This window comes from Paenibacillus sp. AGC31 (assembly GCF_057334655.1).
The window spans coordinates 103,945-115,896 of sequence record NZ_JBHFJH010000046.1; the positions used below are offsets into that span (position 1 = coordinate 103,945).

The following is an 11,952-nucleotide window of genomic DNA, read 5'->3' on the forward strand; positions in this document are numbered from 1 at the left end:
TGCGTTAATGATGTACTACAATGCACAATATTTTGGGAGGGAAACGATTATGTTTAATAAAGATTGCATCGCTATGCTGTTGGCGGGAGGAGAAGGGAAGCGATTAGCCCCTTTAACCTCAAGTATCGCAAAACCCGCTGTACCGTTTGGCGGGCACTACCGGATCATCGATTTTCCTCTCAGTAACTGCGTAAACTCAGGGATCGATACTGTAGGAGTATTAACGCAGTACCAAGCGGAATCTTTGCATGATCACATTGGTCAAGGCGAACCATGGGGACATGGTAACTCAAGTCAGGCAGGAATTTCCTTACTTCCATCTTATCATACAGGAAATGACGAATACTTGGGAACGGCGGATGCTATTTATAAAAATATTGACTATATTGATCAGCAAAACCCCGAAAATGTTCTAATTTTGTCGGGTGATCATATTTATCATATGAATTATCGCGAGATGTTGGAGGCTCATCAGGCCAATAATGCAGCAGCAACGATTTCAGTAATGGAAGTTCCATGGGATGAAGCACATCGCTTCGGTATTATGGCTGCTGATGAGAATTTACGTGTAACCGAGTTTGCCGAGAAACCGGCTGAACCAAAAAGTAATCTGGCTTCAATGGGCATTTACATGTTCAAATGGGATTATCTGAAACGCCATCTCTTGGAAGATGCCGCTAACCCTGAATCCAGCCATGACTTCGGTAAAGATGTTATTCCTCAAATGTTGAACGAAAATAATCCCCTCTTTGTCTATAACTTTAATGGTTATTGGAAAGACGTAGGTACGGTTAAGAGCCTTTGGGATGCACATATGGATCTGTTACACAACGAGGAAGACTGGAGTCTGCAAAAAGAAAACTGGCCGATGTTTACTCGCGACTGGCGCTCCAAGCCAAGTGCTTACAAAGCAAGACATACAAAGATCGAACATGTTACTTCCATGATTCACGACTCTTGTGCAATCGAAGGTCGTTCGGAGCGTTCCGTTATCTTCTGCGGTGCAGAAGTGGGTAAAGGCTCTGAGGTTAAAGACAGTGTCGTTATGCCTAATGCACGCATAGGCCGTGGGGTTCACATCGAACGCGCCATCATCGGTGAAGGGGCAATAATCAAGGACGGTGCAATTGTTAAAGGTACGGCAGATGAAATTGTTGTCGTTGGACCTAACGAGATCGTCTCTGCCAAACCGGCTGTCCGTACGCAACCTGTTCGTATGTTGAAAGAAGTATATGAGAAAAGTGGGCGCCTGCGCACAGGTGAACTTTCTTCATAATAATATGCAAAAAAGGTGAGCCTTGAATGGCTCACCTTTTTTTGTGTTGATATGGATGTTATAAAGCGTAACATGCTCGAGGGTCAGGTAGAAAAATCTCTTATCTTTTAAAACCTTAAGACTTTTCTATATCCGATTTTGTATCGCTTGCTGTCCTCTCATCTGTGACTTCAGCATCACCAGACGCGTTTACAGATTCTTCTGTACCCATTTCCTCAGGCACAGCCGGTAACGTAACCGTAACGGTTGTACCAGATCCAAGTTCACTCTGCATCGTGATCGTCCCCTCATGCAGTTCTACCAGTTCTTGCGTAATCGCAAGACCCAGTCCCGTTCCCCCATTTTGATGATTAACCTGGAAGAAGCGGTCCCGTACTTTGATTAGGTGTTCTTCACTAATTCCGATACCGGTGTCCTGAACAGCTGCAATGATCTGACCATTTTCCTCTTTGACGGACAAGAAGATCCAGGAATTCTCGTGTGAAAATTTGATCGCATTATCCACAATGTTTAAGAAGACTTGTTTCAGTCTGTTGCCGTCCCCATGGACATTATAAGCACGTGTCTCGTCCGTTTCCAACTTGAGATGGACCTGTTTTTGTTCCGCTTTGGCCCAGACATTCAACATCGTTTCCTGTACAATTTCACGAATGTTGACCGTTCCTTTGACCAGCTTCATCTGATTTTGCTGTAATTTGGAGAAATCCAGCATCTCTTCAACAAGTCCAATCAGTCGTTCGGTTTCCTTGGAAATGATGCCCATACCGATACGGGTTTCTTCCGGATCATAACCGCCTGAGTCCAGTGTCTCGCTCCAGCCCTTAATGCTGGTCAGAGGTGTTCTTAATTCATGTGAGATCGAAGAGATAAAATCATCTTTGATCTGATTACTGCGCACAATCTCATGTGCCATGAAGTTAAGTGTTGATGCCAATTCGCCCAGTTCGTGCTTATAATTCCCTTTAACCCTGACATCCAGCCGTCCTCTGGCCATTTGAGCAGATACTGCGGTGATGTTGTTAATTGGACGTACAATGGAATTTGCCATACCAATGCTGATGATTAACACTATAGCAAGCACGCCAACACCGACCGCAGCGGCGAGTAGTCCCATATTCAACAACTTTGAATTCACATCTTCGAGTGAAGTCAAATATCGAATAACATAAGTATTTTCGCCGCCCAGATCAAACTTGTGTGAAACGGCCATGACGGATTCTCCAGTACCTGGTTGTCTTCCAATCCAGCGTCCCATATCTCCGTTCAGAGCCTGCATAATATCACTGGTTTGCAGTACGGCACGGTCAGATTCAAAAGCAGTTGAACTCGCCAATACGCGCCCGTTCAGATCCAAAATTTCCAATTCAGTATTGGACAATGCCAAGTTCACAAGGAGTCTAGATAGATTATTGCCATCCTCCGTAGTATTCTCACGAGCGATTGGCTCGAAAAAGTCCTTTGAATTAGAAATGTGGGTACTAATCGTATTGTAGATACTCTCATAATAATACCTTTGAACTGCCAACATAAATACGAATTCGACCAACAGCAGAGCGAGAAAAACTACAAAGAAATAATGTAGTACGATCTGCCGAGTAATGCCTTTTTTAATCATTGCTCCCGGCCCTTCCATTTGTACCCGTGACCCCATACTGTCTGCAGGTATTCGGGCTCGGAAGGATTGTTCTCAATTTTCTGACGCAGACGACGAATGTTGACATCCACAATTTTTGGATCACCCATGTACTCTTTTCCCCATACATGATCTAACAATACATCGCGGCTGAGCGGTGTATTTTCTTTTTCCAGGAAAAACTGAATCAAGGAAAACTCCGTTGGAGTCAACTCAATGGCTTCATTCTGTTTCTTGAATTGCTTCGAGATCAGATCCAGTGAAAATGGCCCAGACTGGAACGTAACCTTTGCCGCAGTTTCCCGATGCACGTTCACACGACGTAATAAAGACTGAATACGTGCAATCAACTCTGTTGGGCTGAAAGGCTTGCTGACATGATCATCTGCACCAACGGAGAGAGCATACACTTTATCCTGTTCCTGAACTTTCGCGGTCAAAAAGATGATGCCCAGACGTTCATTAGTTTCACGGATGCGTCGACAGACCTCAAATCCATCAATACCAGGTACCATGACATCCAGTAGAGCCAGATCAATATCCGGTACTGTCTGCAGTATGCGGAGCGCTTCATGGCCGTCACCCGCCTCAAGCACTTCGAATCCGTTTCTCTTTAAATTAATCACTATAAAACTGCGGATGGATTCTTCATCCTCAAGAATAAGTACTTTACTCATTAAGTTCTCCCTTTCTATTCAGCTGAGAAGTATTGCTCAGTGCATCTTTACCCGCCTCTGATTGTGCTACTCGTGAAGCAATAACCCGATCTTTGGTACGCGTAATTTCCTTCCAGCTTTTACCCTTCTCCTGTTCCCACTTGGAAAGGGTGAAATATTTGATCTCTGCCACGGTTTCGTCCGTATCAATCATTTTAAAGCGAATATATTTTTCCTTCTCCGATTTGGTGTCAATAGTAATCTTACCGTACCACTCTGGTTTGAGATTTAGATGAAATAAATCAGCGTCATCCCGGAATTGGAACGAGACAAATTTCTTGCCTTCTTTACCATCCCATTGGTAATAGGTATAGAACCACAACCTGGAGTCAAAAACGTAATGCTCCCAGCCTTTCGGAGTCTCTTTAAGTCCAAACTCAATAATACCATCATTATCGACATCACCGCTTAAAATTTTGTCATCTCTATACGTTTGATCCGGTGATTTAAAAGCATTGACTAACTTGTTATCCTTAACATACATAATTTGCGAAAAGGAACTCCGATCATCCAGCTCGGCATCCAGTACAATGCCCATCTGTCCTTCGGCGATCTCTCCGCCCAGCGCATTATAAACTTCTTTAACGGTATAATCGGTCTGCACCCGATCCACTTCCTTGAAGCTGCCATCTTCGTACTGGTATAACGCAATCGTTGCAAAACCGCTGTTGTTCAGCGAAATGATAACAAAATCACTCTTGCCATCCCCACTTAAATCCAGCGTGTTCCCCTGCGCATTATCAATAATATATTGATTATACGGAACTCCACCCAAGACCTGCTCCAGTGCCCCGCCCTTGTAGGAATATGCAGTCAGGGCCTTCTGCTCCTGCAGACTTACACCAAGAATAATATCGGGATTTCCGTCATTCGTAATATCCAATACTTTAAAGGATTGCAACTCATTTCCCGGCACATCAAATGTAAGCTTTTTAACCCATGTGCCTCCCTGCTCTTCCAAAATCATGCCATGGATTCGCACATTCTCATTCGGTGTCTCATAAAAAACAATCGCTTCCCGAGTTCCATCCCCATTCAGGTCTTCTACTCGAATCATACTGGTGTTATTCATATCCTTGGGACGAATCAACGTGCTCTCTGGCGGCAGTTTAACCTGAACCACGTTGTACAATTTCTCCTTATCGGTGGACATCATTGGTTTTCTCATCAAACCTTTGGGGTCACTTATGACTGTGCATCCGCTTAGAACAGAACCAAGCATGATCGCCATTGTTCCTGCTGCTACAAAGCGTCCCCACCGTGAATTAAACAATCTCATCACTCTTTTCAATAGTTTAAATCTGGTTTTTTTCTTGCTGTGTCAATCTCCGTCCACGAATATCAAAAGCAATCTTGCCGTCTGCCAACCCCCAGATTCGCGTGGCATGTTTCTCAGCAAGTTCAATGGGCAATACTGCAATGACTGTTGCACGTTCTTCTTCACATAATTTGCGCAGCGTTTCCAGCACCGAATCTGCTGTGTGAGGGTCAAGACCAATCACTGGTTCATCAGCCAAAACCACTTTGGCACCATGAGCAAGTGCTCTTGCAATGGCAACACGCTGCTTCTCGCCACCACTGAGCTTCTCTGCTATTTGATGTGCTTTATCAAGTAATCCCAATCCTTCGAGATAATCCATAGCACCCATATAATCATCTGAACGTACCATACCGGTTACCATTCTCCATACAGGAGTCTGACCCGATCGTCCGATTAATACATTTTTAAGAGCCGTACGTCTGGGAAATAGTTCTGGATTCTGTTCCAAGTATGCCCATTCCCGTTTGATTTTCCGTTTTCCGGACCAGCCTTCTTTCAAAATCTCGGCGCCATCCACCGTAAACCGGCCGGAATCCCATTTCTCCATCATAGCCAGACATTTGAGCAGCATGCTTTTACCGCTACCGCTTGAACCAACTACAGCTATCATCTCTCCTTGTTGCATATCAAATCGAATATCCCGTAGAACGGGAACGCGGTCCACGCCAACGGATTTACTCAAGTTCTCTACTCTGATCATCGCGATGTCTCCTCTTGTCCATGTTTTTCCCTACCACTAGTGTACTCGGAAATGGACATCAATTTCCATGCGAACACCAGCTTCTATTTTAACACAGATTCGAACTCCGGTTTACGACGAAATAATATACCTGCCAAGCCGAAAAGAAGATACATGATTCCGAGCAAGGTGAACATGCTTCCGGGTGAAATCCAGTTGATCATCTGACCACCCAGATTCGGTCCAATAATACTTCCAATCGTGAAATGAAAGGAAGCCACAACGTTGGCTGCAGGCAGCAACACTTTAGGCAAAATATCTGCGGCATAGGCCAGGCCCAGCGAAAAAAAGGAACCGACCAGGCCACCTGCGATTGTTAACAATACAAGCGTCCACCAGAAATGCGTACCTGCGACGGGAACCAGCATGAAGATGATCCCCCCACTGATTCCCGCAAACATCAATATCTTTTTACGCCCATACCGGTCACTCAGCATCCCCAGAGGCAATTGAAGGAACAAACCTCCAATCCCAATAAAGGGAAGCAACGACGAAATCTGATCGGTGTCGAACCCAATACGCAGGCCATACACGGGGAAGTTACTATTCATGCCGGCCTCCATATATCCGTATAGAAGAGCAGGTAACAGTGCGTACCAAGCCCATGCCAGACTACGACGGAAGCGCCGTTCAGGAAGCTGGCCATGCTCTGCTTTTTCCGGCTTTGTATTCGGAAGCTTCATTAATACCAGTATAAGTACTGCTGCCATACATACGAACAATACCCAGAAAGGGACAGCATCACCAAAGCCAAGCAGCTTAATTCCCAGCGGACCAATACTGAATCCCAGCCCGTAGGACATGCCATATAGCGATATGTAGCGCCCACGTTTCTCAGGTGCCGTAACAAGCAGTACCCAGAGCTGAGCCGCATAGTGAAGTGCGCTGTCTCCTATTCCAACGATCAGACGCAATATGAACCATATTTTAATATCTGGTAAATACGGAAATAGTATTAAAGGGACCATGACTAATATCAGGCCACCCACAATCAGCTTTTTGAACCCGAATGCACCTAGTAGTCGCTCCGCAACGAGAGTCATGGCAAAAGAGCCAACGTACAACGCGGCGGCGTTTAATCCGTTCAAACCTGGTGAAACCCCTTTTTGCTCCAAAAAAATCGAAAGTACAGGCAGCAAAAGCCCCTGACTAATTCCAGCTACCACAATAACCGTAATCAAAATCAGATAGTTGGCTGTCGAGTGTGATAGTTTGGGGCGAGTAATCGATGACACGAATTCATTCCTCCTGCGAGCACACAAAGAAAAATCGCCATCGCTGACGACTTTCGTATGGTATACATATGGTTTTGAACTGCTATTCATAGTCGGGGCTTTGCCCCGGACTTGAACATTATAGTGGACAACGCCCTGCAAAACAAGCCATAATGGTACTTAAGTCGCTGCGTACACTTAGATGTGACGGGAGGATTCTGCAACAATATGGCTTATCATGTGAAAATTGATGTTTCACCGATATATGAAATGCTCAACAGCTTTCTGGTTTATGTTACGAAAAAATGGATTCAGCATCTGGATATAGGTCCTGAATGGATTCTGGAAGTGGAAGGCAAACTAAGTTCCAATGTACGAGCTGCGCTCGCACCTGCTGCCACTTGGCCTTTTGATGATTTTGATGTCCTGTTTGCATGGGCTGCGTATCAAAATGATACGAAGGAGAATCAAGAGTTTCTGGACATGCTTGCCGGAATGACAGCGGATGACCTGTATGCACGTGTGTCTCCTCTTCTGCCCGCCCTTACCATAGAAGAATCTACGCGTATTCGGAACAGCTATGTCCCATTATTGCGACTATGGGATCAACACTACTGTCAGAATATAAGTGAAGATCAGCGTGTATGGCTCGAAGAAGATGCTGAAGAAAAACGCGTTTTGCTTGAAAAAATGGGATCTGAACTGCTCATTGAATATGCTACAGCTGGCGTTCTTGTTGAACCGATGCCTGGACTAAACGAAGTCATCCTGTTTCCAACGGTGCATAACCGCCCTATTAATATGTACTGCTTCTATGAGGGTATGATGATCATGCAGTATCCCGTAGATGCACCTGAAGAGAACGAAGACCAACCACCAACATGCCTTTTACGTTTCACCCATGCACTGGCTGATCCTGAAAGACTTCGCCTGCTTCGTTACGTATCGGATGAACCCAAATCCCTCGCTGAGATGTGTGAAGAATTGGGTAAAGATGAAGACACGGTCAAAGATCAGGTTATGGCGTTGCGCATCGCAGGTCTGCTTCGAACCCATCTGCTGGGAAGTAATCGTAAAGAGAAATACAGTATTCGTCCGGATGGCGTATCTGAATTGAATATGTTCCTGGAATCCTATATTCGCATATAATTTAGTTGAACCATTGTGGAGTTACTGGCAACAAGGAGTGAGTTAGATCATGAAAATAATGAAACAACATATTATGTTTGACCTTGATGATACACTCGTATATTGCAACAAATACTTCAACCTGGTTTTGGGAGAATTCTTTGAGAATATGCAAGAGTGGTTTGATGGACATTCTCTGACAACACAAGAGATTCGGGAAAAACAACTGGAGATTGATGTAACCGGAGTGAACAAGCTTGGCTTTGCGAGTCATCATTTCCCGCAATCCCTGATTGACACCTATCGTTATTTCTCCGGCAAGTTCGCCAGATTAACCTCTCCCAGAGAAGAGTCTTATCTGAGCAAGTTGGGTATGAGTGTGTACGATCAGGAGGTTGAACCCTACCCTCATATGGTTGAAACGCTTGAGAACCTTAAAGGTGCTGGACATTCCCTTTACTTATATACCGGCGGCGAAACCGTGATTCAGCAGCGCAAGATTGATCAGATGAAGCTCTCGGCTTATTTTGATGATCGGATCTATATCCGACAACACAAAAACGTCGAGGCACTGGAAGGCATTCTGTCTAATGGACCGTTTGATCGTCGTGCAACGTGGATGATCGGTAACTCACTGCGGACAGACATTATGCCCGCGGTAAAAGCCGGAATTCACAGCATTTATATCAAACAACCAAATGAATGGCAATACAACATCGTAGATCTTCAACCTAATCCGGAAACATCGATGTATACCATCACTGCACTGGAAGAGGTACCAAAAGTCATACACGAAAATATACAACAGCAGCAACAGAAAAGGACCCTTGGTTAAGGGTCCTTTTGCTGTATGTTAACTGTTAACTAAGATCAAGCATCCTGCTTCTCACCAGATAATTTGCCTGTTACTACGTCCTGTAAAATAATCCGTGCTTTCACCGTACTCCCGTCTTTTCGTTTGAACGACAGTACTTGTGTACTCCCCTTCTCAATCAGCGATTTTAACATCGTACTGGTGATTTTTTTACCCGCATACTCTTTCCAGACCACGAATGAACAGCCTTCCTTGAAACGTGAGCATCCATAACCCTTCTTGCCCTCTATAATCTGACCTGTACAGCCTGGAGAAGGACAAGGTGCCAGTAACTCTCTCACTCCGGTTGGGCTCGCTGTTGAAGATGATGCCTTGGTGGTCGTGCTTTTCCCACTGCCCGCTCTGGACGAAGATGCCGTAGTCTGACGGGACGTTTTTACAGCGGAACCACCACTAGCCGTCTTGGCAGATGTCCTTGTATTGCCGGCCTGGGTCCTCGCTCCTTTACCTTTCCCCCTGCCTGCCCGTGAATCTTCCCCAAAAGCATCTGCTGGGGCTGGGGCTTGTACACGCACTTTCTCAATGATGGACAAGGTGAATTTCTTGACGTTCTCCATGAACTTGTCCTGACCCGCCTCACCTTTGGAAATCTGATATAACCTTCTTTCCCATTGCCCGGTCATCTCAGGTGAAGTTAACAAGTCTACGCCTGCACGGCGAATCAACTCAATAGCTGTTCTGCCTTTGAGCGTTAACTGCATTTTCTTCCCTTGCAGCGTAATGTAACCTACGTTTTTGAGACGCTCAATTGTAGCCGCACGTGTAGCCGGAGTACCTAGACCACTATCTTTCATCGCGTCTCGCAGCTCTTCATTCTCGATCTGCTTGCCTGCACTTTCCATCGCTTTCAGCAATGTTCCCTCGGTATAACTTTTGGGAGGCTGGGTCGCTTTCTCCTTGAACTCACTCTTCGTACATTGAACAGGCAATTCAGGTTGTACAGCAAAAGCCTTGTCCGTCCACTCTTCGGCTTCTTCTTCCTCATTGCCGTTTTTCTTGCTCTTCTTCTTGCCTGCACCGCCCTGTTCCTGATCTCCAGAACCAAGAACCACTTTCCATCCGAGGGACAGCAGCTCTTTGACAGATGTCTTAAACTGATGTTTCTCCACTTCGGTGAGCACGGTATGTTGCTTATACTCCGCCGGAGGATAAAAGTGAGACAAGAAACGTCTTACAATCAAATCATAGATGTTCTGCTCATCCTTGGATAAGGTACCTGGTCGCTTCAAAGTAGGTAGGATCGCATGGTGATCCTCAACCCTGCTCGGATTACATACCCCTTTATTATTCTTATGAACAAGCTCTGGCTTGGCCCCTTGCGCAAGCTCACTATAGGTACCATTTTTAAGCAGGTTTAGTGTTTTGTGCATACCTTCAATATTCTGTTCTGTAACATAGTTGGAGTTTGTCCGCGGATACGAAATCACCTTGTGTTTTTCATACAAGGCCTGTGCGATATCCAGTGTTTTTTTGGCACCATATCCAAACTTGGCATTGGCTTCACGCTGTAAAAGGGTCAGGTCATACAAACGATACGGATACTCCTTCGTCTGCTTCGCTTCGTATTTGGTAATTTGCCCTGTCTTGCCCTTCACACTGGCTGCAATGGCCTCTGCTGCCTCCGCATCGGTCAACTTATCTCCCTGACGCAGTCCCCGGTACTCGACACCTTCCTGCCGAAACCAGGCGGCTACTTCATAAAAGGTCTGTGACTGGAATGCTTCAATCTCTATTTCCCGATCGTAGATTAGCGCGAGTACCGGCGTCTGAACACGGCCTACAGACAACAATGCATTATGGCGGGTTGTAAACGCCCGTGAGGCATTCATCCCGATCAGCCAATCGGCTTCACTTCTGGCGCGAGCAGCATGGGTCAGATTTTCAAATTCAGAGGCATCCTTCAGACCATCAAAACCACGTCTAATGCTCTCTGCCGTCAAATCCGATATCCATAAACGCTTTACAGGCTGGCGCAGCTTCAATTGCTGTTGTATGAGGGCGAAGATGTACTGACCTTCTCTCCCTGCATCGCAAGCATTAACGATCGCTGAAGCCCGTTTTGCCAGTTCTCCAATCATTTTAAGCTGATCTTTAGTCCTCGGATTGGGTACAATCTTGAACTGATCGGGTATAATCGGCAGATCCGCTATATTCCAGCGTTTGTACTTTGTATCATAGGCATCCGGTTCAGCCAGTCCAAGCAAATGCCCTATCGCCCAAGTGATGATGTAATGCTCACCCTCCAGATATGTGCGATTATTCTTGGCCTTTGGTTCTATGACGGCGGCAATGGTTCGACCCATGTCGGGTTTTTCCGCTATAACCAGTGTCTTCATCCGTCCATCTCTCCTCCTTCACCGTCCGCATGACGGCAAAAAGGGGCATTCCGCCGACGGAAGCCCCTTGCTTCTGAAACTCATTATATCAGATTTTGGATTCGGGAGCACCTTCCCGAAATGAATTATCCTGCTGCCTGTTCCTTTAATACATGTTTTTGTCTGCACTCTTTGCATACACCCTGGAAATCCAGACGATGATCCGTAACAGCAAAGCCATACTGACGCTCGATTTGTTGTTCCAAACGAAGCAGACCATCTTCCATAATCTCTTCCACTTTACCACATTCTGTACAGATCAAATGATGGTGGTGATGGGAACCGTCTGTACTTCGCAGATCAAAGCGCGCAGCGCCGTCACCAAAGTTAATCTTTTCAACGACCTGAAGGTCACTCAGCAGTTCGAGAGTGCGGTATACGGTAGCCAATCCAATCTCAGGGAACTGCTCCTTAACCAGCAGGAATACTTCCTCTGCGCTAAAATGATCCTTCTCATGTTCAAGCAATACACGTACAGTAACTTCTCGTTGTTGTGTTAACTTATATCCTTTTTCAACCAATTGATTTTTAATGTGAAAGATCTGTTCTGAAATGGACTTGTCCCGGTTACTTGCCATAGCAGGTCGCACCTCCGGTTTATATTCATTAAATTTTACTTTTAACGTACGAATTTCTTGGTTTCAGTGAATCCTTATTTATAATCATTATAATATAA

The 11,952-nt window shown here is 45.4% G+C and carries 10 protein-coding genes; 3 read left to right on the forward strand and 7 right to left on the reverse strand.

Translation table 11 applies throughout. The features are described from left to right. Positions 1 to 49 precede the first annotated feature (49 nt). Positions 50 to 1,276 carry a glucose-1-phosphate adenylyltransferase gene (locus tag ACE04G_RS27665; RefSeq protein ID WP_076210125.1) on the forward strand — a complete coding sequence of 409 codons (1,227 nt, stop codon included), beginning with the start codon at positions 50 to 52 and terminating at the stop codon, positions 1,274 to 1,276. Between the two features lie 115 nt (positions 1,277 to 1,391). Here ACE04G_RS27665 and ACE04G_RS27670 read toward each other — a convergent pair whose 3' ends face one another. The 5 genes from ACE04G_RS27670 to ACE04G_RS27690 form a co-directional block, all read right to left on the reverse strand. Beyond that, positions 1,392 to 2,891, reverse strand: coding sequence for a sensor histidine kinase (locus ACE04G_RS27670; protein ID WP_449005489.1), 1,500 nt, complete (start codon positions 2,889 to 2,891; stop codon positions 1,392 to 1,394). Beyond that, the gene (locus ACE04G_RS27675; RefSeq protein ID WP_017688086.1) at positions 2,888 to 3,586 is read right to left on the reverse strand and encodes a response regulator transcription factor; all 699 of its coding nucleotides are present in this window, start codon (positions 3,584 to 3,586) and stop codon (positions 2,888 to 2,890) included. Before ACE04G_RS27675 ends, ACE04G_RS27670 begins: the two co-directional genes overlap by 4 nt. Next, positions 3,579 to 4,898, reverse strand: a complete 1,320-nt coding sequence (locus ACE04G_RS27680) for a hypothetical protein (protein ID WP_221821621.1) — start codon at positions 4,896 to 4,898, stop codon at positions 3,579 to 3,581. Before ACE04G_RS27680 ends, ACE04G_RS27675 begins: the two co-directional genes overlap by 8 nt. 22 nt (positions 4,899 to 4,920) lie before the next feature. Further along, positions 4,921 to 5,646, reverse strand: coding sequence for a phosphonate ABC transporter ATP-binding protein (locus ACE04G_RS27685; RefSeq protein WP_091020744.1), 726 nt, complete (start codon positions 5,644 to 5,646; stop codon positions 4,921 to 4,923). 83 nt (positions 5,647 to 5,729) lie between these two features. Beyond that, complete coding sequence (locus tag ACE04G_RS27690) at positions 5,730 to 6,920, reverse strand: MFS transporter (RefSeq protein WP_221821623.1); 1,191 nt, start codon at positions 6,918 to 6,920, stop codon at positions 5,730 to 5,732. Between the two features lie 207 nt (positions 6,921 to 7,127). On the opposite strand from ACE04G_RS27690, the gene ACE04G_RS27695 reads away from it, so the two are divergent. Continuing rightward, the gene (locus ACE04G_RS27695) at positions 7,128 to 8,048 is read left to right on the forward strand and encodes an ArsR/SmtB family transcription factor (RefSeq protein ID WP_221821625.1); all 921 of its coding nucleotides are present in this window, start codon (positions 7,128 to 7,130) and stop codon (positions 8,046 to 8,048) included. Between the two features lie 49 nt (positions 8,049 to 8,097). After that, entirely contained in the window at positions 8,098 to 8,862 is a 765-nt protein-coding gene (locus ACE04G_RS27700) for an HAD family hydrolase (RefSeq protein ID WP_339177107.1), read from the forward strand. Positions 8,863 to 8,897: 35 nt separating this feature from the next. Here the strand turns inward: ACE04G_RS27700 and ACE04G_RS27705 are convergent, their stop codons facing one another. Both ACE04G_RS27705 and fur read right to left on the reverse strand, forming a co-directional pair. Next, positions 8,898 to 11,237: a type IA DNA topoisomerase gene (locus tag ACE04G_RS27705; RefSeq protein WP_339177109.1), complete on the reverse strand. Its 2,340-nt coding sequence runs from the start codon at positions 11,235 to 11,237 to the stop codon at positions 8,898 to 8,900. A 125-nt stretch (positions 11,238 to 11,362) separates the two neighbouring features. Next, a complete protein-coding gene (fur, locus tag ACE04G_RS27710) occupies positions 11,363 to 11,854 on the reverse strand; it encodes a ferric iron uptake transcriptional regulator (RefSeq protein WP_036613667.1) in 492 nt (163 codons plus the stop codon). Positions 11,855 to 11,952 lie beyond the last annotated feature (98 nt).

What these genes read in the sequence shown, in the direction of transcription:
- ACE04G_RS27705 (WP_339177109.1), bottom strand. Translation starts at nt 11,237, where the DNA reads ATGAAGACACTGGTTATAGCGGAAAAACCCGACATGGGTCGAACCATT.
- ACE04G_RS27670 (WP_449005489.1), bottom strand. Translation starts at nt 2,891, where the DNA reads ATGATTAAAAAAGGCATTACTCGGCAGATCGTACTACATTATTTCTTT.
- ACE04G_RS27685 (WP_091020744.1), bottom strand. Translation starts at nt 5,646, where the DNA reads ATGATCAGAGTAGAGAACTTGAGTAAATCCGTTGGCGTGGACCGCGTT.
- fur (WP_036613667.1), bottom strand. Translation starts at nt 11,854, where the DNA reads ATGGCAAGTAACCGGGACAAGTCCATTTCAGAACAGATCTTTCACATT.
- ACE04G_RS27695 (WP_221821625.1), top strand. Translation starts at nt 7,128, where the DNA reads ATGGCTTATCATGTGAAAATTGATGTTTCACCGATATATGAAATGCTC.
- ACE04G_RS27675 (WP_017688086.1), bottom strand. Translation starts at nt 3,586, where the DNA reads ATGAGTAAAGTACTTATTCTTGAGGATGAAGAATCCATCCGCAGTTTT.
- ACE04G_RS27700 (WP_339177107.1), top strand. Translation starts at nt 8,098, where the DNA reads ATGAAAATAATGAAACAACATATTATGTTTGACCTTGATGATACACTC.
- ACE04G_RS27665 (WP_076210125.1), top strand. Translation starts at nt 50, where the DNA reads ATGTTTAATAAAGATTGCATCGCTATGCTGTTGGCGGGAGGAGAAGGG.